This is a genomic window from Nitrospinota bacterium (assembly GCA_029881495.1).
Taxonomy (GTDB): domain Bacteria; phylum Nitrospinota_A; class UBA7883; order JACRGQ01; family JACRGQ01; genus JAOUMJ01.
Map to the genome: position 1 here is coordinate 1 of JAOUMJ010000004.1, position 24897 is coordinate 24897.

The window sequence follows — 24897 nt, forward strand, 5'->3', positions numbered from 1 at the left end:
ACCCCTAAACTCGGCGAAGGGATGGATCTGATGGTCGGTGTGCAGATGTCGATGGGGACCGCGGAGTTCTCGAACCATGATTACGAGGAAGTAGCTGGTTTGACACCGCAGGAGCAGGCGGCGACACAGCTAACAAAGATCAAGGCAGAAGCTACCGTTGTAGACTTCCAGCTCCAGATGGCTGACATCGGCCACATGTCACTCGAAGTGAACGGTGCGTATGTCACCATTCCCAAGAGTGAGTTCTCCGCTCCAGATGCGATGGGTACGGCTCTCGGACTTCCGTTTGCCTACTCCGACTATAAGGACGGAAAGATCAACTGGTACAACGGCACCAGCAAGGATGTCAGCGGTTGGGACGTGAACGTCGGCCTCGGCGTCACTCATTCTCTCGGTGTAAAACTCGCGATGATGGGCACCGACAATGGGCAGGACACAGGCAACAAGCTCTCCGCAAATACGCTTGGCCTCTGGTACGACATCAAACAGAATATCGTTTTCCATTTCGAATACTCGATGTGGGATGGCGACCACAGGGAGTTCGACAACCAGATGTTCTTGATGCTTGAGCTCGGAATATAATTTCGGCTTAAGTTTTTCGGTTTCTACAGGGCCCGGAGGAAACTCCGGGCCTTTTTTTTATTCTTCCAAAAAGTACCGTTAAGACAAAAGGAGAAAACGGTTAATTTCTCTTTCACCCCGGCAGACAGGAACTTCACTGAAATGGGCGGTCGATAATTAAGGTATTGTTTTCAACCCTTCTTCGGAACAAGAAAGCCGAGGTGGTGACCCGCATGTTGCAGGTGCATCATCCTCCACTGGTCCAGGGTCAGCTTTCCGAATAGCCCGGAGGGGTGGAGATCCTTTGCCGTCGAGAGCCGGGTGAGGAGTTCTTTGGTTTTCATCACCGCCTCATGGTCGTCAACATTTTCAGTGGGGACAGACTGCGGGACCGTTTGGGAATTGTCCGGGTATCCTTCCCGTCGCATCAGCCACCAGAGAAACGGTTTTCCTACGAGTACCCTTATTATCCAGGGGGCTTTGAACTCGAATCCTTCAAGCGAACCTCTGAAATAGAACGCAAGGTGTGTGCACACCTGGCCGAGGCTCCATTTGCCAAGCCGGGAGTATCCGCTCTTTTCAAGCATTTCCAGATCTCTTATCACATCTTCGTAGGTATCGAATTTTGGTTTCCGCCGTTCCATTAGACCGCCCCTTTTCCAAAATAAAAATTTATCGTTCTTTATTCGAGTATATCATCTTCTCCCAGCCGGAAAAGAGCATGTCCAGACGGTATTCTCATAACTCAAAATTATCGGGTTTGTACTGAAGCCCGGTTGGTCTATCCTGTAGGTGTACACAGGAGTTTGTCGTTTTCCATATACAGGTTTCGTAAGGAGGGCACCAAGATGTCGGATATTATTCATCCTTCTGATAACAGGAATATTTCAAGAAAGGAACTCTTCTCCGGCGCCGGCCAGATGATCGGCGGGGCCGCCCTTGCTTCGATAGCCGGGCTTGGGCTTGCAGGTTGCACGAAGAAGGGGAAAGAGACCGTGGCGAAATATCCCTGGCCTTATGTAAAGCTCGATCCGCAGAAGTCTGGTGAGATAGCCTACGAAAACTGGTACAAGAAGTTCTGCTGTTACGCAGTGGCGAGCGGTATTTTACAGCCTCTCCAGGAGAAGGTCGGCGAACCGTACAGCGTACTTCCGATAGAAGCGTTCAAATTCGGTCATGGCGGTACGGTCGGATGGGGCACCCTTTGCGGCTCCCTTCTCGGCGCGAGCATTGCCGTCTCACTCATCGCCGGCGAAGAAGGGGAGGATATCATCAACGACGTGATCGGCTGGTACACGGAAACGGAGTTTCCTCTTTTCAAGCCGACCGCACCTAAAACTGAAATAAAGAATATCAGCGTAAGCGGTTCTCCACTCTGCCATGTCTCGGTAGGGAGATGGATGAAAAAGGAGGGGGTCGATTTTTTCAGTGAAGGGAGAGCGGAAAGATGCGCCAGGCTGAGCGCCGATGTTGCCGTTCATGCGGTTACGCTTCTCAATCTCTGGGCCGACAGGAAGTATGAAGCTGAGTATGACGATCAGCCGATGAAGTATCAGATGCCGACGCAGAACAACTGCGACGACTGTCACGCCTGAACCTGAAAGCGCGCTGCAAGAGTGACGGAATCTTTTTGATACGGCATAAGGGGTGCAATTATCTCTCTTCCTGTCTGCAGGGTGTATATGGAAGAAGCGGTTGCCCTTTGTGTTATCGGGAACGGTAAAAGCATGCGCCGGTCTTTATGAATGGCTGTATCAGCTCTTCCCCCGGTTGCGCTCTTTTATCTCTCTTAATCTTTCGGAGAGGGTTGCCTCCCGCCCATGCCCGGAGGAATTGAAAAAGCTGGCATTCTTTAGTTCTTCGGGGAGATACTGTTGCCGTACAAAATTATCCGGCTCTCCATGCGGGTAGGTATATCCGGTTTTATCCTTCTCCCCCGTGTGCCATTTGTAGCTTGAGTCGCGCAGGTGCGGCGGCACCTGCGGATTGGAGCCGGACTGCCTGATAGTTTCGATGGCCGAATCGATGGCGGTGACCGCGCTGTTCGATTTCGGGGCGAGCGCGACATATATGACCGCCTGGGTCAGCGGTATCCTCCCTTCGGGGAGACCTATTTTTTCGACCGCTTCGGCGGCTGATACCGCGAGAATGAGAGCGGTAGGGTCGGCGTTCCCGACATCTTCCGCCGCGGTGACTATCAATCTCCTCGCGATGAACCTCGGGTCCTCCCCGGCTTCAAGCATTCTCGCCAGCCAGTAGACAGACGCGTCCGGATCGGAACCTCTCAGTGATTTCTGGAATGCCGAAGCGTGGTCGTAATGTCCCTGTCCTGCCCTGTCGTACAGAAGGAAAGCTTTTTGCGAAACAGCCTCCACGGTTTTGGAATCGATCACATCTTCTTCCGCAAGATGAGCTGACGCTTCCACTATCCCGAGCGCGATCCTCGCGTCCCCGCCGGAGAGAAGCGCTATCTGTTCCACCACGTCGTCTGCCAGTTTGATATTGGAATCTCCCAGTCCGTTCTCCCTGTCCGAAAGCGCGTTGGCTATGACAGTCCTTATATCCTCCTCACGAAGAGGTTTTAACTCAATAACACTGCAACGCGAGCGAAGAGCGGGGATAACACCGAACGAAGGATTTTCAGTGGTAGCCCCGATGAAGGTAAACAGCCCTTTTTCGACATGCGGCAGGAGGGCGTCCTGCTGGGTTTTGTTGTAGCGGTGTATCTCGTCTATGAAGAGGACGGAATTCTTTCCCGAGTCCTTCATGAATCTCGCCTCCTTTACCACCTCCTTCAGTTCCTTGACTCCCGACTCTACGGCGCTCAGGGTGAAGAACTTTTTGCCGCTAACCTTCGCGGCGATGCTTGCGATGGTTGTCTTCCCGCTCCCAGGGGGACCCCAAAGGAGGAGGGAGCCGAATTTGTCGGACTCTATAAGTTTTCGCAAAGGTTTTCCCGGGCCGAGGAGATGCTTCTGGCCAACAAAGTTATCGAAGTTTGTCGGGCGCATCCGCTCAGCAAGGGGGGTTGCGCCTGAGACCGGAGGGATATCTTTCTCCTGACCGGATTCCTCGTTACCGCCGAACATCTCTATGGTCTTCAATAGCCCCTCCAAAACCTGATGTGGAAACGAAACGATTGTACCACTTTGAGTGATTCGTTAGGGACGGGGAGAGCGGTTATTGGAAAGTATCCTGAAAAACTGATATCCAAGATTGAATCGGGGGTGGTACAGGGGCTTTAGAAGAGGAGAGGTTGCTTCCCCTGAATATTGCCAGGTTTTAACCGAAACAATATTCAGCGCGTTGCGGGCCTTTCAGTTTGCATTACAAAGTTGTCAGGCCAAATGACTTGTAGAGGGGAAGTCCCCTAAATCCTCATCTAAATCCTGTATCTTGCTGTCTGCATGGTGCGTATACACTGTTTATTAAGCATGTTATGTGCCAACGCTAACATATTGATAAATAAAAGCATATATTCTTGTCGATACAGCAAAAGTGCGGTGATTATGTAGCTTTTATCTGTAAAAGAGATAAAACAATGAAACTATTGGAGAAACGGTGCGGTAATTATGAACAGAAGAAAGCAGGAAAACAACGTCAATACCTCTCTTCCCCTCTAATCGGAATTCAAGATGGCCAGAGTGTATCGCTTCTCCCCCTTACTATTCCATTCACGGTTTCGGTAAATTGCGAAACAGATATCTCATTCACGTTCTCTCCGGTTCTAAGCCTTACAGAGATGTTCCCGGCCCCCGCCTCCTTTTCACCGAGGATGATCATGTAGGGGGTTTTCATCTGCTGGGCGTTCCGGATCTTTTTATTCATTCTCTCGGAGGAGAGATCCGCTTCCCCCCTGATTCCCGCGCTTGAGAGCTGTTTTACTATCTCCTGCGAGTATTCGTTCTGGGCGTCGGTAACCGGGATAACCATCGCCTGCAGAGGGGCTATCCAAACCGGGAAGTTGCCCGCGACCTGCTCTATGTAAATTCCAAGGAACCTTTCGAGAGAGCCGAGGATCGCGCGGTGGAGCAGTACGGGCCTGTGCTTGCTGGAGTCGCTTCCGACATATTCGAGGTCGAAACGCTCAGGCATGGAGAAGTCGACCTGTATGGTGCCGAGCTGCCAGTTCCTCTTTATGCAGTCCTTCACGTTGAATTCTATCTTGGGTCCGTAGAACGCCCCCTCCCCCTCTTTTATCTTGTAATCGATATTCTGCTTTTGCAACGCGCTTTTAAGGGCGTTGGTGGAGGATTCCCATATCTCGTCGTTCCCCATAGCCGATTCAGGTTTTGTGGCGATGAATACCGAAATCTCCTCGAATCCGAACACCTTGTATATGGAGAAGACGGCGCTTACGAAATTGGCTATCTCGCTTTCTATCTGTTCAGGCGCGCAGTAGATATGTCCGTCATCCTGCGTGAAGGCCCGCAGACGGAAAAGTCCGTGAAGAACTCCGCTAAGCTCGAAGCGGTGTACATGCCCCATCTCCATGAGGCGGAGTGGAAGATCCCTAAAGGAGTGGAGTTTTTCCTTGTAGACAAGTATCGAGCCGGGGCAGTTCATCGGTCTTACCGCGTAATCACGCTCTTCCGCCTTGGTGAAATACATGTTCTCCTTGAAATTGTCGTAATGTCCGGAGCGGTGCCAGAGCTCAACATTCATTATTTCCGGAGTCCTTATCTCCTGTCCGCCTCGCTTGGCCCCCTCTTCCCTTATGAATTCGAGAAGCGCGTTAAAGATTCGAAGTCCCCGCGGGTGCCAGAATACGAAACCTGCCCCTTCGTCATGGAACGAGAAGAGATCGAGCTTTTTTCCAATGACGCGGTGGTCCCGCTTTTTCGCCTCTTCCAGCATGGTCTGGTACTCTTTCAGCTCCTCCTTTGTAACGAAGCAGAGGCCGTATACCCTTTGCAGAGGCTCATTTTGGGAATCGCCAAGCCAGTAGGAACCGGCTATCCTGTCTATCTTGAACGCCCCTATCTGTCCGGTATTTTCCACGTGCGGGCCCCGGCAGAGGTCGGTAAAACCGTTCTGTGTGTAGAGCGAGACTTCTGTTTCATCCTTAAGAAGCCCTTCAAGCGCCTTTATCTTGAACTCCTGGTCCTTAAAAAATTCGAGCGCCTCCTTGCGGCTTACGGTTCTTTTTTCAAAAGGGTGCTTCCCCTTAACTATTTTCTGCATCGACTTTTCTATTTTTGAAAGGTCGTCCAGTTGCAGTGAGCCCCCCGGGATCTTGACGTCGTAATAGAAGCCGTCGTCGGTTTCCGGCCCGAAGGCGAATTGCGCGTTTGGGTATAGCTCTTTTATCGCTTCAGCCATTACATGTGCCGCCGAGTGCCGCATTGCGTGCAGTTCTGTCACTTGTGCTCCTTTGTTTCCTTTGTTACTCAGGCGGTCTCGCCCTTTTCCCCAGTTAAGGCGGACATTATAAAGTAGGTGGCCGACATTAACAAATATCCTCCTGCCATGGTGTAAACAACTGTTGGCAGATCAGCGCCGGGGAAGAAGAGCCTCCCGTCGGGAAAAGGAGAGTGTATGAGGCCGATGATGGTTGCGGCGAAAGCGACAAGGGCTGTTATGGATGCCGCTTTAAGATTTTTCCTTATCAGCTGTGACGTCATGGTGGCCCATATCATGGCTGTTAGGATGAACCCGTTGCCGAGCACTGTAATGGCCTGATAGGTTTCCTGGTAATCGGGTCGGAGTTTCGATACGTCGATACCCGCTGTGCCGATAAGGGAATTTAACTGGATCAACACCAGGTCGGCGAGGATAGGGATGAAGCAGATCGAAACAGCGGCAAGCTCTTTTTTATCGGTCTCCCTGTACGCCTGTGTGCAGACCTCTATGCCGATGAAGACGAGTATCGGAACCATAACCGCTTCCGGCAGGATGGAGATGAGAAACCCTATCATCCCGAACATCGCGCCGAAGCCGATGAAGAGCCCAGTCGCTATGGTATACGCGGCGCGTCCCCCCATGTTTTTGTAGGCAGGGTGTCCGATATATGGAGTGTTTTGAATAACCCCTCCGCAGAAACCGGCTATAAGTGTCGCGACACCTTCAACGAGGAGTATGTCCCGTGTGCTGTAGGAGTCCCCCGCGACGGCGGCGCTTTCCGTGTTGTCTATACCCCCTATCACGTTGCTGATCGCGATAGGTATCGCCAGCGGGAGGTATTTGAGGCCGAGAGCGATACCGCCGAAGAATTCGAAGGTAGGCGCAGGGAAGGCGAAGGCGAAGGAAAGCCCCTCTCTTTCGATCCCGGGCGAAAATCCGAGAGCGGCAGATATGTAGTGAATGATCGTACCTATTCCGACAGCGGCAAGCGCGCCCGGTATTGCGCGCGGGAGTTTTATTCTCGCTACGAATGTAAGGAGTATCACCCCGAAGGCAACCATACCCGCGAGGGGGTCGTGTATTATTTTCAGGAAGGGGAGGAACGCGATGAAGGCGATAGCCAGCGCGCCAATGGAGCCGAGAAGAGCCGCGCGGGGGACAGCCCTTCTTACAGCTTCACCGAAGAAGGCGGTAATCGTTTTTACAGCTCCCATGACGATAAGTACCGCCATCCCGACTGCCCATGCCTTGTTCGCGTCTCCTGTCGCGATGAACGCCGGGCCTATCACTCCAAGCGTCAGCCCGAACAGGGCGATGGCGTCGATCCCCAGAGGCATCGCGCATACATCCTGCCTCTGCTCTTTTTTTGCAAGCTGAAAGGCCATCCATGAGTAAGCGAGGTCGCCCAGCATTACGCCGAGCGCGGTGCCGGGAACCATTTTGAGTAGAACTATTTCGGCAGGCATCTTGAATATACCGATGAGGATCGAGGCGAGGATAACAAGTCCTGTCATGTTGTCGAGCATCAGTCCGAAAAAGGCGTCGATATCACCCCTTGCCGCCCAGCGGTATTTGAAGTTCTCCCTGCTCATTACTGCTCTATCGTAAAGTTGATATACGGTCTCAACTCTTCAATCCCTTTCCCCTCACGGAGTATGACAGGCGCCTGGCCGGTGAAGTCGACGATTGTAGATGGGACGTTTTCCAGTTCACCCTGGTCGATTATCACCGCGACCGCGTTTCTGAATTCGGGGGTCAGTTCTTCAATGGAAGAGATCGGCTCCTCGGTCGCCACGTTTACGGAGGTCGTAGTTATCGGCCTGCCGAATCTTTTTACTATTTCAAGAGGCACCGGGTGGTTCGGTATGCGGACGCCGATGGCATGTTCGCTGTTAACCATCTTTCTTGAGACGGAGTTGTTTACCGGGAGGACGAATGTGTACGGTCCCGGCAGTACCTGTCTCAATACCCTGTGGGCGGAGTTGGAGAGTTTTGCGTATTGCGAAATTTCGCTTAAACCGTCGCAGATAAAGCTGAACGGCTTTTTGCTTGGGCGTTTTTTCAGGTTATTCAGTTTCGTGAGAGCTTTTGGATTCGCCATATCGCACCCTATCCCGTAGATGGTATCGGTGGGGTATATTATCAGTTCCCCCTTTGCCAAAGCCTCCACGGCGGCATCTATCATCCTTTTGGATATCTTCCCCCGAAATATGACCGCACTCATACCGGCTATTCTATTTTTGAAGGAGAGTAAAGGCAAGGAAGCATTCAATGGAGTTTATCCGGCTTGCCTGCGCGAGGTTTTGAGAAGAGGCTAATCGTCGCTAATGACGGTGCAGACCACACGGCGGTTGCTCCGGGGGCCGTCGAAATCGCAGAAGAATATGTTTTGCCACTGGGAGAGGCCAAGCTGTCCGTCGATAACAGGTATCGTCTCGGACGGGCCTATCAGACCCGCCTTTATGTGTGAGTCGCCGTTGCCGTCCTGTCTGTCGTGGAGCCAGACCCCTTTGGGGATTATCTTCCGAAGAAAGTCGATCACGTCGGTCGGGACCGAGGGGTCCCAGTTCTCCTGGATCATGATCGCCGAAGTAGCCCCCTGCGCGTAGAGCGACATGATGCCGTTCCTTACTCCGCTTTTCGAAACGATGCTCCTTGCATCTTTTGTGATGTCGATAAGTTCTTCCCTTTTTGTGGAGTGAACCGTGATTATTTCTCTCATTCGGGGATTATATTGGAAATCCGGGTGTGAAATAAACGGCAGGATCAAGGGGGGGTCAAATATTCTTTTTTACAGCCTCGAGGGTGGTGAATGAACCGGTGACGAGAAGCATGCGTGGCGAGGAGTTTTTGGCGATGCTTTTCATTTCATGATGTTCGATATGTACAGCTTTTATTCCAGCTTTTCTGGCGTATGGCAACAGCGCGTTTGCGGGAACCGCACGAAAATCGTCCGGCGTGATACATGCCATCGAAGCGGTAACCGGAGCAAGCATCTTGAGCATCATGCGGAAATTTTTTCCTCTGAGTACCCCGAAAATAATATCGAATTTCCTGTTCGGGTAAATTGCCTTCAGGTTGGAGACGAGAAGTTTTACCGCCGCCGGGTTGTGAGCGGCGTCGAAAATAAGCGTGCGCTTCTTTCGTTTAACTATTTCGAAACGTCCCGGAAGCCGGGTGCGGGAAACAGCTTTTGCTATGGCTTTTTCACTAATCGTAAGCCCCGAAACAAGAACGGCCTGCACTGCGACGGCGGAGTTGATCAACTGATGCGCTCCCGGCATGCATGGCGAGAGTTTGAACCGTTCACCTTTGGAGGAGAGGAATTCCCCTTTATCGGTAATCGAGAAATTCTTTCCAAGAAAGAGAGGGGTGGTACCTCTCTTTTTCGAGATATCGTGTATCACTTTTACTGCCTGCGGGGTTTTGTCGCCGAAGACGACCGGCCGCCCCCTTTTAATGATCCCGGCTTTTTCGTAGGCTATGCTCCCGATAGTATTGCCGAGAAAGGCGGTGTGCTCTTTTGAAATGTTCGTAATTACCGAAACGAGGGGATCAATGACGTTAGTGGCGTCGAACCGCCCCCCCATACCGGTTTCCATCACAGCAACGTCCACGCCGGTCTCCACGAAACAGCAGAAGGCGAGCGCGGTGGTCCACTCAAAAAAGGTTATATTTTTTGGGCACGGGATCCCTTTCTTATCTGCAGAATCGTAAAGCCTCCCCATCCTGTTAAGCGTTTTTACAATTACCTGCTTGGAGACCATTCTGCCGTTTATCTGTATCCGTTCACGGTAGTCAACGAGGTGGGGCGAAAAGAATGCGCCAGTCTTATATCCAGATTCCGCGAGTATCGAGGCGATGTAGGCGGTTGTGGAACCTTTTCCGTTCGTTCCGGCAACATGGATAAAATCGATCTTTTTTTGCGGATTGCCAAGTATGGCGAGGAGCTGTTTCACAGGGGGGAGCGACGGGCGCATCCCGAGCCTCTTGTATCCGTACAGCTCTTTCATCAGCAGACTGAAAGTTTTATCTTTAAACATCTATAATAAAGGAAACATAATAAGGGTTTTCAAATGCGACAGGCACCCATTGTATGGAAGCTGTCGCCCGGAATATATAGAAAAATTGTTTTGAGGAATACATTTTGATGGCGGATGTTCTTTTCCGGTTCAGGCTGGGCGCGCTCATTTTTTTCGCTATCTCTGGAGTCCTCCTTTCGTGCTCCGCCAAAGGAGAGGTCTCAATTGATGAGAAGAGGGAGGCGATCCATGTTGAGCTTTTCAAGGTGGTTCCACGCACCATATCGAAGAAATATACCGTGTCGGCGCTCCTTGAGGGGAGCGAGGAGGCGATAGTGGCCTCATCGATCGCCGGAGTAGTAAAGGAGTTTTATGTGCGTGAAGGGGATCATGTAAAACGGGGGGAGAAGATGCTTCTGATAGATCCGGAAGATTATCTTCTGGAAACAAAGCGCGCTCGAGCGGTGGCGAAGGCGAAAAGAAACAGCTACAAAAGAGAGAAGAAGCTAAAGGCGAAGGGGGCGGTTTCCGGCGCTGTGCTTGAGGCTGTTCAAACAGAAATGGAGATCGCGGATGTCGCGCTCTCCCAGGCGGAGCTTGCGCTGAAAAGGACGGTTGTCAAAAGCCCGATAAAGGGGGAGGTTGTCACCAGGGATATCCTTTTGGGTAGCCGCGTAATGCCGGGGAGCAGACTGTTCAAGGTAGTGGATACTGACAAAGTAAAGATGAACGTCGCGCTCTCGGAAAAGGAGGTGATCCACCTCCATACGGACGATGAGCTTGCCGTGGAGATCGACGCTTGGCCGGGGGTTGTATTTGTTGGGAAGATTATTTCTGTCCGGATAAGTCCCGATGCGGAAACCGCCTCGTTCCCTGTCGAAATAATCCTCAAAAGCGACGACAAGCTGAAACCGGGGATGGTTGCCCGCACATCGCTAAAAGGTGAAATTTTTGAAAACCTGATCCTTGTTCCTGCCGAAGCGATCATGGAAAAAGGGGGAGAGGATTTCATATTCATATTTTCAGACGGCGCGGCGAAGTTGAGGAAGATAGAAAGAGGAAAGCGTTTCGGCGATTTTATTGAGGTTACCGGCGGCCTTGGTGCGGGGGAGGAGATAATACCTGTATTTGGGCCGGAGCTTGTGGACGGATCACCTGTTGAGGTGGTGAAAAAGGGGAGCACAGAAGATAAGGGGAAAGATATTCCCCTTCAGGGGGCGTCTATTATGGATGATCCCGCAGAGAGCGTTGAGAAATGAACTATCCGGGCGGCAGGCTATTAGGAGGGAATTGAAGCGTTATTTTCCCTCGGCTTTTTTGCTGCCCTGATCTTTTTCCGTAGAAGCACCGGTAAGTTTTTTTGTCATATCTTCAATAAGGCCCGCGAGCTTGGTGTATTTTTGGAACTGTTTAATTTTCGCAAGATTCGGATTGGCATAGATCGCTTCCATGAGGCGAAATGAAGCCTGAGCCTGATCATCCATCTCAAGATATGTTTCGGCCAGTTCGCAAAGTATCCACTCCATCTGTTTTGGCTTGAATGAAAGAATCTCCTTGTAGATGCCAGCCGCCTTTGCGAGATCGTACCCTTCCCTGACCGCGTTCGCGTAGCCAAGTCCCGCAGTTTTGAGGTTTTCGATAACGATCTCCCTGTCGGGCACTTCGTGCTGAAGGAGTTCCTTGAATATTTCAAACGCCTTACCTACCTGTCCGTTCTTTCTTAGCTCTATGGCGAAATTATTGAATACGGGGCCGACCATGGTCGCATCCTGTTCGATGACGTTTCTGAATATCTTCTCGGCCTCTCCGTAATATTTGAATCTCGCGAGGAGGATCGCGTTGTCGATCTTGGCGTCAATATCAAGGCTCTTTCCGAGAAAATCGATATCCTTCGTTTTTTCCAGCATTTTGGCGGTGAGCTCCGAGAGGCTTTTCTGCTCTTCTTCAAGGCCAAGCCCCCTTATGTCGGTGGATGCGAGCGCGTTCATGATGGGCGCGAAAGGGGAGACGGGCACTTTTTCCGGGAAGGCGCTGTTTTCCTTGATGACCTTTTCAATCATCGTTTCGGACTGCTTAATGTGCTTCATTCCGGTATTGAAAAGTTCCTTGGCCTTTTCAGTGTTGCCGTTCTTCGCCTGAATCGGGATCATTGCGAAACAGCAGGCGCTGATCTTCGCGTACGGGTCAGGTGCAGACTTCTGGAGATTGTTTGCCTCACGATAGTCGTTTAGCGCAAGATTGTATTTCCTGATTTTAAAGAAAGAGTCGCCCCGGTTCATGAGCGCCTCAAAATTGGGCTTCAGTTCAATGGCTTTTGTAAGAAGCTCGATCGCTTTTTCATAGTTCCCCTTCGCCATATGTTCCGTGGCTTCGTCGTTCAGCGCCTTGTACATGTCTATCTTGTCGGTGTCCAACTCGCCGGCTTTCAGGATCTCCTCTTCTTCCACCGAAACTTTCTGTTTTAGTGCGTCGCTGAAATCGAGAAGCCCCTCAAGCAGTTCTTCAATATTCTGTTCGGTGGTCGCTCCGGGCGTGAGGAAGAGGGCGGACCTGATTCCAAAATTGCCCAAAAGCCTGAATACCTCTAGCTGTTGTTTTGGAGATACCGATTTCAGGAATATCGGCACCAGATTCGTAAACGGGAGGTTAGGCAATACTTTTTTAACCTGCCGCAAAAGCTCAATGATATTGGACCGGGTATACTGCGGGTGATAATGGAGGAGTACGAGGTTCCCTTTTGACAGCCATTGACCGAGGTTTTGAACAATAACCCTTGTCTCCTGCTTGTTCTGGGCGAAGCTGTTGAAACCAAGTTTTTCAAATATACCAAGAAGGTTTTCGGCGAGCGCCTTGTCCCCAATAGAGGTCCGGATAATCGGATATTTTTGGGCAAGATCGTTCAATAGTGGGCGGTATTCGAGGTAAAGCTTCTGTATTTGAGGGAGGTGACTGATATTGCCTTCCATTTTTGACTCACCCTCCCCTGGAGACTTAATATTTTTCATTTATGCGAAACATCCCATTGCTCAATATTCTAAAACCTGAACGACACACGTATCAATAGTTTACCATCATAAGGCTATCTTGACAGAATTATCCAGTTTTTTGCGACAGGGGGGTAACAAATTGCGAGAATTTGAATTGCTGATATAATGGGGGTGCATATTTTGTTACACCTGTGGCGAAATTCGTCTGGCGTGTTCACATAATTTCATAAGATACTATAATGAAATAGTTTTTTGAAATATGAGGGATTGACAGCAATTTTTCTGACAAACGAGTTATTTAGTAGCTTGAACCTTTGAAAATTTTGTATCTTCTTTTCATAACAGATTAACAGCTTTCTGGTTTCGGGGGATAGTGATGATGTGGGCGGATCTTCCTATTTGCGTCTTCCAGGTTCCAATTGTTGAATTGAAAGAGACGTAGCAGGTGAAAGTGATGAGTCCAGTAAAAGAGAAACAGATATACCTCTATCTCGTGATGGCTTCTGTTTCGATAGTCATTGCCGCTACATCCATAGGTATTCTTTACAACGTATCTTTTGAACAGCAAAAACATGGGTTGAAGCACCTGGTCCAAAGCCGCGCCCGATTTGTCGAGTCACACATACGGCAGGATAGTTCGTCTGCCAGGTTGGATACCAAATCCCCATTTGAACGAACGCTTGAACTGCTGCGGATGTCCCAGGAAGACTACGCGGGATTTGGGAATACCGGCGAATTTACAATGGCAAAACTTGAGAATGATAAGGTTCATTTTCTCATAAGGCACAGGCATGATAACCCTTTGCTCGACGAGGAAGAGCATGTTCCCTTCCCGATGGGTAGCAAGAACGCCGACCCGATCCAGAGGGCTTTGGCGGGGTTGTCCGGTACGATGATCGGGGAGGATTACAGGGGAGTATCGGTTTTGGCCGCGTACGAACCGGTCAAATTCGAGGGTTTTCCTGTCGGGATCGTTGCGAAAGTCGATTTGCCGGAGATACGTGCGCCGTTCATTCGGGCGGCCATCATCACCTCTCTTTGCGCGCTTGTGGCGATAGTCATAGGAACGCTCATTTTCAGGAGGGTAAGCGACCCGTTAATATCGGAACTCTATGAGAGCGAGGTACGATATCGCCAGCTGGTGGAGCTGTCACCGGACGGGATCATTATTCACTCAGGAGGGAAAGTGGTTTTTTCCAACAGCGCGGCTTCGCAATTGGCTGGCGGAAAGGGGCCTGAAGACCTTTTTGGAAAACCGGTTTTGGGATTCGTACACCCCGACTACCATGAATTCGTAAAAGAGCGGATACGGATAATGATGGAAGAGAAAAAGAAGCTCCCCCTTGCTGAAGAAAAATTCATCCGGCTTGATGGACGTGAAATCGATGTAGAGGTAACTTCAATGCCGATCGTGTATATGAAAAAGCCAGCGGTACAGCTTGTATTCCGCGACATCCGGGAGCGGAGGCAAAGGGACGAGGAGCGCTCGCGTCTGGTAAAGGCCATCGAGCAGTCCGCCGAAACTGTCGTCATAACGGATGTTGACGGCAATATACAGTACGCAAATCCCTTTTTTGAAAAAAGCACCGGCTATACAAGAGAGGAGGCAATCGGGAAAAATCCGCGTATTCTGCAAAGCGGCAAGCACCCAGAATCTTTTTATGACAATCTCTGGGAGACGGTTACTGGCGGGAAGGTATGGTCGGGGTATTTTGTAAACAAAAAGAAAGACGGAACGCTTTACGAGGAAGAGGCGACCATTTCCCCCGTTTTCGACAAGAGCGGGAAGATAGTCAATTATGTGGCGGTGAAGCGCGACGTAACGCATGAGAAATCACTTCAGAGAGCAAAAGAGTATTTCACGGCCGTCACATCCCACGAACTCAGGACCCCTGTCACAAAATTGAAATTGGTGAAAAAGCTTCTTGGCGATATTTTTGCCGACGAAAAGCCAAGGCCCGAATTTGACAAGGTAATGTCGACGATCAATGAAACCGACAGCAGTCTGAACAGGATACTGATGGAGACCGAGCTTCTAACCGATTTGAGCCTTACGCAAACTGAAAAATATCTTAGAAAGGTATTTATACATAATATCCTTTCAGTCAGCATAGAAAACGCTCTGGAGTCCGGAATGGAGGAGCACAGGGAGGTATCGATAATCGAGAACCTCGACAATATCCCGGTGGCGACAGAAATTTACGGCAACAATGATATGGTAAAGACCGTTTTTGATAACATACTTTCCAACGCGATAAAGTATACGCCGGACGGAAAGAGCATTCATGTCTCCGCCGGAATTCAGGACGGTCTTATTGCGGTGGAATTCAAGGACGAGGGGGTCGGTATTCCAAAAGAGGTCAAGGAGCGGATATTTGAGCCATATTATTCACTCAGCAATGTGCTGAACTATTCAACCGGGCAGTACAAGTTCAAGGGGGGCGGGGTTGGCCTTGGTTTGACCATATCCCGCATGATCATGGAGTTTCACAACGGGGAGCTTCTTGTAGAGAGCGAAGGGGTGGATAAGGGAACCAAGGTTACGCTGAAGTTTCCGCTTCTCAAAAAGGTGTAAAATCCGTGTTTAGCAGTAAGTTCTGAAATCTATCTCCGGGAAAATATTGTCCTGTGTCTCGAGCTGTGCGAGCCATTCATAGTCGATCAGGCCGGCTTCTATCTGAGCCGTAAGGTTGTTGAACCTGGCAAGATGTTCCCTCGTTCTTTTTACTGCATATTCGACCATGGTTCCGGTCTTCATTATGAAAGCCCAATCGGAGCTCTGCGCAAGGAGAAGCTCCCTGGCGGCCTGATTCAGTGCCCTTGTTTCACCGCTCGTAGCATGACGGTATTTTTGCGCGATGCGCACCATTTTTTCGCCAGCCCTGATGAGATGAGGATAGATCCAGTCGTTGCTCCCTTCGAGCCATACTTCCGCATATCCCTTGTGCCCCCATGACGACATGGTAGGCATACACACCTGGTTTTTGGGAAACTTTTCCAGATATTCCGACGGTGTAATCGTAGCTATCGTTTTCTGATCGTAGTAGATCTTCCTTAGAAGGAAGTTGATCCAGTCCGGGCCTTCATACCACCAGTGGCCGAAAAGTTCGGCATCGTACGGCGAAACTATTATCGGAACTTTTCCTCCAGTAACGTCATAAAGATGTTCGGCCTGCTTTTCCCTGTTGAACATGAAGTTGCTTGCATGCGAGGCTGCAGTATCCATTGCGCTGGAAGGGGCGTATGGCTCCTTATGGTTGGTATTTCCGGTTATGCGATAGTATTTGATACCGGTCATCTTACGCAAACCGTTTGGCTGAACGTAATCCTTGATGTAAGGGAAATCAAGGTCGTAGCCGATGTCCCTGTAGAATTCCCTGTATCGATAATCTCCCGGATACCCCTCTTCAGCGGACCAAACTTGTTTTGATGATTCCACATCTCTCGCGAAGGCGGCCGCTCCCGCAGGAGTGAAGACCGGGGCGAAGATCCCGTACTTAGGCCTCGGATCGGCGTGAAGCACAGCGTGAGTGTCGACGAGGAAATACCTTATCCCTTCCTCCCGCAGGATTTCATCCAGCCCCGGAAAGAAACCGCATTCAGGAAGCCAGATCCCTTTTGGTCTTCTTCCGAGATTCTTTTCGTAGTTTGCAACGGCAGTTCTAATCTGGGCTCTCACAGCGATCCTGTTGGATTCCATGAGAGGAAGAAAGCCGTGAGTGGCCCCGCAGGTGATTATTTCAAGGTTTCCCTTGTCCTGGAACTCCTTGAATGCCGAGACGAGATTGCATCCGTAGTGGTTTATAAAGAGATCGCGCGAGGAAGTGAACTTCCAGTTGTACATTCTTGCCACTTCGTTGTATTCAGGCTGTCCTGCTGTCCTATGAATCTCCTTTTCCGAAAGTTCGACCAGCTTGTTTATGTAGCGGACGTAACGCGACTGAAGGAGAGGGTCGGTGAGCATCGACATAAGCGTAGGGGTGAGCGACATCGTGATACGAAAATGCACGCCGTCCCTTATCAGCCTGTCGAATACCTGTATCAGCGGAATGTAGGTTTCGGTGATAGCCTCGAAAAGCCAGTCCTCTTCCAGAAACTCCTCATATTCCGGGTGGCGTACATACGGCAGATGCGCGTGTAGTACAAGCGCGAGATATCCCTTTGGCTGATTCAATTTAATTCTCCTTCAATTTGGATATTCAATTTGTCTATTCCCCGCTTTGGGAATGGCCCCCTGAGGAGACAGTTTCCATCAGCCGTTTGCGCATGGCTTCTGTAAGTTCCTGCGAAGAGCCGACCGTGGAAAATCCACCAGAAAGTCCGTATATTCTCCAGAACTCCTCATCTGCGATCATCCACTGCTCGTCCATCCTGGATGATGCGCTAGCGCGCGGAGTGGTTACGCCGTTCGACCTTGCCATGGGATAGAAGTATCCTTGCGGGTCCAAAAGCCCTATCTCGACAAGATAAGAGCAGTCATCGTGCTTGACGTTCAGGTACCATGTGCCGTTGATCGATCCCACGTCAATATCGTAAAAACTGTGAGCGTTGCCTCCAGTGAAAATAATATTTGTCACGTCGTATACTCTTAAAACAGTCCTTGCGTACCGCAGGTCAACCCCTTTTTCAGAAGCTATCCTGCCAGGCTCATCAGGATTTATATCCCAAAAGGTGTAAAGCCAGAATGGGTCGCGTACGAGAAGCACTATTCTGTTGTCCTGATACCTGTCAGGGAGGCCGTTCGTATATTCCAGGTGCTCCTGTCGTTCCGCTACGTGGTATTTCGATTCTGTAATGGCCTGTTCATGCGGAAGCTGAGGCTTCGTAAGAGGTACATCTTCTATTGAGCTAATAACCGGTTTTGCCTTCGCCGAAGCCTTAACGGACTTTGCGGTTTTTTTAGCTGTCTTTTTAGCACCGGCTGTTTTCTTGGATGTTGATTTCACCTTTTTTGCCGATACCTGGCTTTTGGCCCCCTTCTTTATTGACGGCTTTCCGCTCTTTTTCAATATCGCGGAGACAATCTCCTCCTTTGTATTTTTTGCGTCAACAGGGAGTTTAAATTTTGCTTGCGCAAGCTTTAAAAGGTCGGCCTTCGTTTTTTTCAGAAGTTCGCTTTTTGTCATTTTCGTATCCTCAAAAATTTTATATCTGTATTGTCCAATAAATGGAGCTATTAATGTGCCAAAAAGATATTAGTTATCTGGTTGAAAAATGGTGAGATAATCAATCTGCGGATTTTCGATAAACGCAAAAGGGGCGCGCATGCCCCATTAATTGGGCAAGTGGAACCTTTTTGAGTCATAAAGGGGAGGTGGCGGTTTGAATGGTAGCAGAGCGTTTTTTGACGATTATTCAGAGTTTAGCCGATGAATTTCTGAATTCGTGAGATCAGGTCATTCTTGATGATCGGTTCGGTAATGAAGTCGTCTACCCCCATTCGCACCGCTATTTCCCTTGTTTCGGTTTCCTGCATTGAGGTCACAATGATTACCGGGATGTAGCTAGTCTTAGGGTTTTTCTTGATTTTCGTCAGCAGTTCTATTCCGTCCATTTCAGGCATTTTGATGTCTGTTATCACCAAATGAGGTTTTTCGCTTTCGATCAATTTCAAGGCTTCAATGCCGTTTAAAGCTTCGACTATGTTCACATCGAACGGTTTTAAATATCTGGACAAAAGGAAAAGTCTGTCCGGGCTGTCGTCTACCGTGAGGACAAGCGGTTTTACCTGCGGAAGTTTTATATAAAAGGTTGATCCTTTGTCAGGTTCAGATTCCGCGTAAATTATGCCGTTGTGCGCATCGAGTATATCCTTGCAGAGCAGGAGCCCAAGCCCCGTTCCCTTCTCCCCCCTGGTTCCCCGGGTTGAGAATTTTATCCCTTCCTTGAAAAGTTGTTCCATGACATCAGGGTGTATCCCGATGCCGGTGTCCCTGATCGCGATAGTTGAAAATTCATTTTGCGGAATGAAGAGTGTGATCTTGTCGCCATTGTTGCAAAATTTCACCGCGTTGGAGAGGAGGTTCACTGTTGCCTGCGTCAGCAGGTTTTCATCTGCATAGATCCTGCTGTATTTCGGTATTTCATTGTTGATGCTGATACCTTTCTGCTGAGCTAGCGTCTTTATATGTTCTATCGCGTTTTCGGTGATGTAGTAGGGATCCAAAAAGCGAAAAGCTGTGGTAAATTTGCCGGTTTTCAATCTCTCTATATCGAGCAGATCATCGATAAGCTTTTTCATTCTCTGCCCGGAGGAGATCGCGTTCTCAACGATTTTTTTTCTTTCGGTGATCTCGATATCTTCACTGAGGAGTTCCAAAAAGCCTATCATGGTGCCAAGCGGCCCTTTCAGGTCGTGCGACACGATTGATACAAACTTATCTTTCGTTTTGTTTGCGCTCTCCGCCATATCCTTTGCGGCTCGCAACGCAGTTTCTGCGTCTTTACGTTCGGCGATTTCCTGGATAAGAGCTTTGTTCAGTTTTTCGGCATTATCCTTTTCCGCCACGAGGTTGTCTATAAGGTCCAGGTTGTCGAATCGCAGGGTCAGTGATTCGGTAATATCGCGGTTCATTTGACGTGCGGTCATTATCATCAGAACGAGAAAAAGGGTGACCATCGTTCCCATAGCTTTCGGAATTTCTCCACTCTGTAAAAAAAGCATGACAATGACAGGCAGCAGAGAGGAGATGCTGTATGCGTAAAAAGATTCGATGACGGTTGAATTTGTCCCGGTTGCTCCCGCGACCATTCCGCCAAGAACAAACGCGATAAAGACCTGGTGCGGCGTGGAAGTTTCCGGAAAGAGGAAGATAGCGGAAGAACCCCAAACTGTACCGAGCAAAAGCATCGAAATCGTTAAGTAGTTCTGCCATTTCCGCAGATTTTTGCCGGTTCTTTCCTTTTTAATATAGACGCGGAAAAGAAGCGTCCTGAAAATAGTTGCCGTCATTATGGAGGCAAGCCAGATGACAATCGCTCTGTGTGACGCGTAATCCCACAGAACGTAAGCTAAAATTAAACTATTTATGAAAATCGCGATGTTTGCGATATGCGTCCGCGAATAGATAAGTTTTGTCTTCACAATTCCGAGTTTTTCGGAATTTTTATTTCGCGCCCGTAAATCTTTTTCCAAAGCCACTCTTGCAACCCCACTTTAAAAAAGAGATATAAGGATAACATGGTTATAACAACATTTTGCATATGATTGAATTCATGCAAACAGACATGTCTGATTTTGGCTGACTGGCATTTTCAGGATCGATCCTCTGACGAATTCTTAAATGTAAATAATGTCAAAAATACAGATTCTTTCATGCTCTTTTGACGCTTCAGTGATGTTTTGGATGAAGCCTTTCATGTTCTGCAAATTCGCAGTTGTTTTTCAAGCATTTATTGTAGCGAGGTTCATGGCACGCATTGTGCTACTAAATAAGGCAGGTGTAATGTAACTGCAATTTACGGGAAAGGAGGACGATTTTGGACAAGCTGAAAAATTTCTTTTACGCGGTTGAGCTTCTCGGTTCTTTGCTGATTGTCACCTTGATGGCCTTTTCGATACTGCCGAAATATCCGTGGTAGCGAAGGAAAGTTTGGCAATCAATTATAAGGAGAAAGTAAAAAGGATTCGGGCCGTTATTGGACAAAAAACTTCCCTGCCAGGATGGAACCATTAGCGGCCTCTGCTCCGTCAACAAGGTAAAATTATTGCTGAGGCAAAGTGAGCAGTGGAATGGTGAAATTGAATTCCGAGCCCGCACTGTTCCCCATGTTTGATACCGGGCTTACCACCCATATCTTTCCGTTATGCAATTCGACCAGATTTTTACATATCGCAAGGCCTAGTCCTGTCCCTTCCTTGTTGTTGATTTGTTTGCCGGGTTTGAATTTCTCGAAAATCCTCTCCTTTTCCTCTTCGGTAAATCCCGGGCCGTTGTCTATAACGCTTATCAGCATACTGTTTTCCACGGCGGTTTTTCTGATCTTGATCTTGCCGTTTGGAGGAGTAAATTTGATGGCGTTCACGGTGAGATTGTTCAGTATCTGGTAAAGCTTGCTGTTGTCCGCGATAACGGTTTTTGGATTTTCGTCCGGCTCGTAGATCAGCTCGATCCCCTTTTCGTCGGCGCTCAGTTTCATTGTTCTGACAAGCTCCGTTATCAGATTGTCCATGTCGACTTCGGCAAGGTGCAGTCTCATTTCTCCGGCTTCAACTTTTGCAAGGTCTAGAATGTCGTTGATGAGGGTAAGGAGTCGGTTTGACGAATTGATGATCGTCTGAAGGTGTTTAGTCTCGGTTCCTTTCTTTTCGGCCTCCGAGATGAGAATTTTGGCGTAAGAGGAGATAAGCCCCACCGGGGAGCGCATGTCATGCGAGACTATCGATACGAATTCGTCTTTTATTTTATTCAGCTTTTCTAGCTCCATGTTTTTTTCCGCCAGCTCCGTGGCGTATTTTGCCTTTTCCTGGGCGGCTACCCTTACATGGTTCAGCCTCATCAGTATGATCGCGCCGATATAGAGAATGGTCGCTACGAAAGAGGCAAGCATCAGCGATTTAAAACGGCTCTCCTGAACCAGTTTGGTAATTTCATTTTTAGGGGTCATTATCGCTACCGACCAAATGACATCCGAAAAACTGGCGGGTGAGAAGGAGACCAGCACCGGATATGAAATTACTTTTCCCCCTGCCGTTTTCTGCATTTTACGCCAAAGGGTTTTTTCCTCACCATTCATCATCATCTTTATAAGTTCTTCCCCTTCCGGGTATGTGCCGAGATGCCGTATGAATCCAAGAACCTCCTGTCTGCTTTTCTGACTCGCAAGGCCGACAAGTGTGTGCGTAACAATGAAGGCGGCGCTTCCTTTCTTAAATCCGATGGATTCGAGAAGATTGTTTTCAAGCTGGGCCTTCGAGATAAGCGCCACTATCATTCCGCTTAAAAAGTAGCTCCCTTCCTTTGTGGGTCTAAGGAGGGGGGAGGCAACCGCAAAGCCTGCGAACTGACCGTCTATTACCAAGCCGTCGCTGATTATTGTTTCATCCTCGGATCGCTCTTGCCATGCGGGGTCGCTCCTCTTTAGGATCATTGTTTTGAATAGCGTCTGAAGCTGTTCCAGAAGTTCCGGCGAGTGCTCACCGAATACCGGATCCACCAGCACCCTTCCGGCATAATCCAGCAGAATAATGGTTGAAATGACCTCTTCATGGCTGTTGATTATCCCTTCTATTTCATCAATGGCCCGCTCCTTGTCCAGATTCTGGGCAGAGAGTATCTTTGACAATAGTCTTAGTTCCGTCTCCACCTCCTCGAAAAACATGCGGAGTGTTTTTGCGGAGGATTCAGCAAGTACCGACTGGTAGGTGGCGTATTCGGCTTCAATTTCGTCGTAAACCGAATCGCTCAGATTATCGGCTATAAGAGATATTAAAACGACTACAAACGCGAGCGAAAGCCAGACGAAAACGTCGATCTTTCTCTTTATCATCTTCTCCCTTTTCTTGGCTGAAAACGGCAGACCACCGGTGAGCCGTCGAAACCGTACTCTTTCCGTATGTTGTTTACAAGGTATCGCTGGTAATGCTCAGGTATGCGCTCCGGGCTGTTCACCGAGAAATTGAATATCGGAGGAGCGCTTTTTGTTTGTGATACATAATAGAACTTTGCTCTCTTTCCGTCCACTACCGGTGGTGATTTTCTGTCTACCCATTTAATAATGTTCCGGTTAAGCGGGCCTGTGTCGACCCTTTTGCCGTACTCTTTCATAACGTCCTGGATCACTTCGAATATCTGGCCTGTTCTCTGTCCCGTGACCGCCGATACGAATATGACCGGCGCGAACGAAAGGAACTTCAGCTCTTCCCTCAGGTTGTCGGTATAGACCTTTGTAGATTGCGAATCCTTTTCGGCGAGATCCCATTTGTTCACGACGATGATGCAGGCCTTCGCCTCATCCCTAATAATGCCGGCTATCTTTGATTCCTGATCCCCGATCCCCCGCTTCGCGTCAATCACAAGAAGAGCTACCTGGCACCTCGATATCGCCTTGAGCGCCATTATCACGGAAAATTTTTCGAGCTTCTGCACAATGCGGTTTTTCTTTCTCATGCCCGCCGTGTCGATAAAGATGAACTCCTTGTTGTGCCACTGGACAACTGAATCGATACTTTCCCGCGTTGTCCCCGGAATGTCGGAGACCATCATCCTGTCCTCTCCCATTATCTTGTTAAGAAGAGATGATTTCCCTACGTTCGGCCTGCCGACGATCGCAACTGTGACAGGTTTTTCCACATCTTCCCCTTCCTCTTCTTCGGGATCCCTCTCTCTCCCTTCCACCAGCGCTTCGGCAAGGTCGCCAAGCCCTACGGAATGTTCGGCGGAAACGGCGATCACTTCGTCAAGGCCGAGTTCGAAAAACTCCGAGAGATTGAAATCGTTTCTAGGAGTGTCGATCTTGTTTGCGGCGACCACAACGCGCTTCCCGCTCTTGCGGAGCATCTCAGCGATATCCCTGTCTATCGGCGTGAGCCCCTGACGGCCGTCGACGGCAAAGCAGATGACGTCAGCTTCCTCCACGGCAAGCAGCGCCTGCTCCCGAACCTGTGTGGAAATTTCGTCATCAGGTGAAAATTCAAGACCGCCGGTATCTATTAGAATGGCGTTCCGCCCTTCGAGATCGGCTTGGCCAAGCAGTCTGTCGCGCGTCACACCGGCGTAGTTGTCCACTATCGAGCGCCGCGTTCCGGTCAGCTTGTTGAAAAGTGTCGACTTCCCCACGTTGGGGCGGCCGACGATACAAACGGTAAATGCTCCCGCCATGATTTCCTCTCTGGCAAACTGACATATTAACATGCCAAGTCCCATAGAAAAAGAATGCTTTATACCCTCTTTTTCTGCTGACAAGCCTTGAACGGCCCGCAAACCAGGCATTCAAGATGAAAAAAAAATTACTCGTGGAGCATCCAGTCTGAGCAAAAGCGGCCAGCGTATGCCAAACTTTTCACCGCTTCATTCAGGCGCCTTGAAATGAATGAAAAATTCCTTATTACCTTTCGCCCCGGTGATGGGGGACTCCGTAAAACCTTTTGAGGCAAGTCCTATTGATTCGCCGAACGATGCTATCTTCTCTATAACGGAAATGTGGCTCTTCGGGTCGCGGATTATCCCTCTCCCTTTCGAGGCTTCCACCTTACCGACTTCGAACTGGGGCTTAACCAGCGCGAGAATCTCCCCGCCGGGTTGCATCACCCCTTTTACCGGATTCAATATGAGCTCCAGCGAAATGAACGATACGTCGATCACGGCAATTTCGAATAAACCTCCCGCATTTTCGGGAGACATTTCTCGCGCGTTAAACTCTTCCTTTGATATGACCCTGCTGTCGTTCCGCAGTTTCCAGTCGAGCTGTCCCTTGCCGACGTCAAGCGCGGTAACAGACTCCGCCCCAAGCTGAAGGAGGCAGTCGGTAAAACCCCCAGTAGAAGAGCCGACATCGATACATTTTTTTCCTTCGACCTCAATGCTGAAATGCTTGATCGCGTGGGCGAGTTTTGTCCCCCCGCGCGAGACGTAAGGGTGGTCCGGCTGTTTTACGGAAATTTCGATATCTTCATCGAAATTCTCTCCAGCTTTTTCCAGTTTCCTCCCGCCGGTGGAAACATTCCCTGTCATTATTAGCGATTGCGCGCGCGACCTGTTGTCGGCGAGCCCCTTTTCGACCAGTAGAATATCAAGCCTTTTTTTTGCCATAAGCCAAGTTTAATGGAAGAATGGTGCGATAAGGAAAGTTATTCACCCCATGATTTATGGGATAGAATCTCCAGATGGAAAATCTCGAAATACGTTTTACTGCGGTGATCATTAATTGCCGCGGCAGGGGAGGCGTGAGCCGAACGATGCCTATTTCTCCCCGTTTCGCGTCAGGAGGGAGCGATTTTTAAATTCGGAATATTAAAAGCCGCACGGGAGGCGATATCCCGCATA

General features: G+C 49.4%; 18 protein-coding genes. 4 read left to right on the forward strand and 14 right to left on the reverse strand.

Features of this window, described 5'->3' with window-relative positions:
* On the forward strand, window positions 1-582 hold a 582-nt coding region (locus tag OEY64_02435), incomplete at its 5' end, for a hypothetical protein (protein MDH5541801.1).
* 170 nt (window positions 583-752) lie between these two features.
* On the opposite strand, the gene OEY64_02440 is transcribed toward OEY64_02435, so the two are convergent.
* Entirely contained in the window at window positions 753-1205 is a 453-nt protein-coding gene (locus OEY64_02440; GenBank protein MDH5541802.1) for a DUF1569 domain-containing protein, read from the reverse strand.
* A 204-nt stretch (window positions 1206-1409) separates the two neighbouring features.
* Between OEY64_02440 and OEY64_02445 the strand changes: the two genes are divergently transcribed.
* Window positions 1410-2156, forward strand: coding sequence for a C-GCAxxG-C-C family protein (locus OEY64_02445; GenBank protein ID MDH5541803.1), 747 nt, complete (start codon window positions 1410-1412; stop codon window positions 2154-2156).
* Between the two features lie 159 nt (window positions 2157-2315).
* Here OEY64_02445 and OEY64_02450 read toward each other — a convergent pair whose 3' ends face one another.
* The 6 genes from OEY64_02450 to OEY64_02475 all read right to left on the reverse strand — a co-directional run bounded on the left by OEY64_02450 (window position 2316) and on the right by OEY64_02475 (window position 9947).
* Window positions 2316-3572, reverse strand: coding sequence for a replication-associated recombination protein A (locus tag OEY64_02450; protein ID MDH5541804.1), 1257 nt, complete (start codon window positions 3570-3572; stop codon window positions 2316-2318).
* A gap of 619 nt (window positions 3573-4191) precedes the next feature.
* On the reverse strand, window positions 4192-5925 hold the full coding sequence (gene thrS / locus OEY64_02455; protein MDH5541805.1) for a threonine--tRNA ligase: 1734 nt from the start codon (window positions 5923-5925) through the stop codon (window positions 4192-4194).
* A gap of 26 nt (window positions 5926-5951) precedes the next feature.
* Window positions 5952-7496, reverse strand: coding sequence for an MFS transporter (locus tag OEY64_02460; GenBank protein ID MDH5541806.1), 1545 nt, complete (start codon window positions 7494-7496; stop codon window positions 5952-5954).
* Window positions 7496-8128 (reverse strand): L-threonylcarbamoyladenylate synthase, encoded by a 633-nt coding sequence (locus OEY64_02465; protein ID MDH5541807.1) that lies wholly within the window; start codon window positions 8126-8128, stop codon window positions 7496-7498. The genes OEY64_02460 and OEY64_02465 overlap by 1 nt, the downstream gene beginning before the upstream one ends.
* A 90-nt stretch (window positions 8129-8218) precedes the next feature.
* Window positions 8219-8626, reverse strand: a complete 408-nt coding sequence (locus OEY64_02470) for a secondary thiamine-phosphate synthase enzyme YjbQ (GenBank protein MDH5541808.1) — start codon at window positions 8624-8626, stop codon at window positions 8219-8221.
* 55 nt (window positions 8627-8681) lie between these two features.
* On the reverse strand, window positions 8682-9947 hold the full coding sequence (locus tag OEY64_02475) for a bifunctional folylpolyglutamate synthase/dihydrofolate synthase (GenBank protein MDH5541809.1): 1266 nt from the start codon (window positions 9945-9947) through the stop codon (window positions 8682-8684).
* A 107-nt stretch (window positions 9948-10054) separates the two neighbouring features.
* On the opposite strand from OEY64_02475, the gene OEY64_02480 reads away from it, so the two are divergent.
* The gene (locus OEY64_02480) at window positions 10055-11185 is read left to right on the forward strand and encodes an efflux RND transporter periplasmic adaptor subunit (GenBank protein MDH5541810.1); all 1131 of its coding nucleotides are present in this window, start codon (window positions 10055-10057) and stop codon (window positions 11183-11185) included.
* Window positions 11186-11224: 39 nt separating this feature from the next.
* Here OEY64_02480 and OEY64_02485 read toward each other — a convergent pair whose 3' ends face one another.
* Window positions 11225-12931 carry a tetratricopeptide repeat protein gene (locus OEY64_02485; GenBank protein ID MDH5541811.1) on the reverse strand — a complete coding sequence of 569 codons (1707 nt, stop codon included), beginning with the start codon at window positions 12929-12931 and terminating at the stop codon, window positions 11225-11227.
* Between the two features lie 436 nt (window positions 12932-13367).
* Here OEY64_02485 and OEY64_02490 point away from each other — a divergent pair, with 436 nt between their 5' ends.
* Window positions 13368-15488, forward strand: a complete 2121-nt coding sequence (locus tag OEY64_02490) for a PAS domain S-box protein (GenBank protein ID MDH5541812.1) — start codon at window positions 13368-13370, stop codon at window positions 15486-15488.
* A 9-nt stretch (window positions 15489-15497) separates the two neighbouring features.
* Here the strand turns inward: OEY64_02490 and OEY64_02495 are convergent, their stop codons facing one another.
* From OEY64_02495 to OEY64_02520, 6 genes are all read right to left on the reverse strand, one after another.
* Window positions 15498-17087 (reverse strand): DUF1957 domain-containing protein, encoded by a 1590-nt coding sequence (locus OEY64_02495; GenBank protein ID MDH5541813.1) that lies wholly within the window; start codon window positions 17085-17087, stop codon window positions 15498-15500.
* 34 nt (window positions 17088-17121) lie between these two features.
* Entirely contained in the window at window positions 17122-18039 is a 918-nt protein-coding gene (locus OEY64_02500; protein ID MDH5541814.1) for a DUF4912 domain-containing protein, read from the reverse strand.
* Window positions 18040-18275: 236 nt separating this feature from the next.
* Entirely contained in the window at window positions 18276-20054 is a 1779-nt protein-coding gene (locus OEY64_02505; GenBank protein ID MDH5541815.1) for a hybrid sensor histidine kinase/response regulator, read from the reverse strand.
* A 563-nt stretch (window positions 20055-20617) separates the two neighbouring features.
* Window positions 20618-22402: a HAMP domain-containing histidine kinase gene (locus OEY64_02510; protein ID MDH5541816.1), complete on the reverse strand. Its 1785-nt coding sequence runs from the start codon at window positions 22400-22402 to the stop codon at window positions 20618-20620.
* Window positions 22399-23733 (reverse strand): ribosome biogenesis GTPase Der, encoded by a 1335-nt coding sequence (gene der / locus OEY64_02515; GenBank protein MDH5541817.1) that lies wholly within the window; start codon window positions 23731-23733, stop codon window positions 22399-22401. The genes OEY64_02510 and der overlap by 4 nt, the downstream gene beginning before the upstream one ends.
* Window positions 23734-23922: 189 nt before the next feature.
* Window positions 23923-24663 (reverse strand): TlyA family RNA methyltransferase, encoded by a 741-nt coding sequence (locus tag OEY64_02520; protein ID MDH5541818.1) that lies wholly within the window; start codon window positions 24661-24663, stop codon window positions 23923-23925.
* Window positions 24664-24897 lie beyond the last annotated feature (234 nt).